Raw genomic sequence first — 238 nt, 5'->3', positions numbered from 1 at the left:
TACCGGCGTGCCGGGCAACACCACAGGCGTGCAGCGGCCCGTTGCCGCCGTAGGCCAGCATGGTGAAGTCCTCCGGCAGGTAGCCGCGCACCCGCAGCTCCTTGCCGATGCCGATGGCCATCTGCTCGTCGACACCGTCCTTGATCACGCGTGCGACCTCGATCGGGTCCATATCGAGCGGGTCGCTGAGCTCCTCCTCGATGGCGAACATCGACCGCTTGCGGTTGAGCTTGATATA

Annotated in this window: 1 protein-coding gene; it reads right to left on the bottom strand. The window is 65.1% G+C overall.

The genetic code is table 11. The annotated features are described in order from the left end of the window. The coding region (locus JMJ56_RS33495) for a hydantoinase/oxoprolinase family protein (RefSeq protein WP_328702531.1) at positions 1-238 on the bottom strand (238 nt) is incomplete at both ends.

Origin of the sequence: Belnapia arida (genome assembly GCF_016773205.1) — a bacterium.
Taxonomy (GTDB): Bacteria; Pseudomonadota; Alphaproteobacteria; order Acetobacterales; family Acetobacteraceae; genus Belnapia; species Belnapia arida.
Note: the sequence above shows the minus strand (reverse complement) of the source record. Positions and strands in the feature narration are given on the sequence as shown.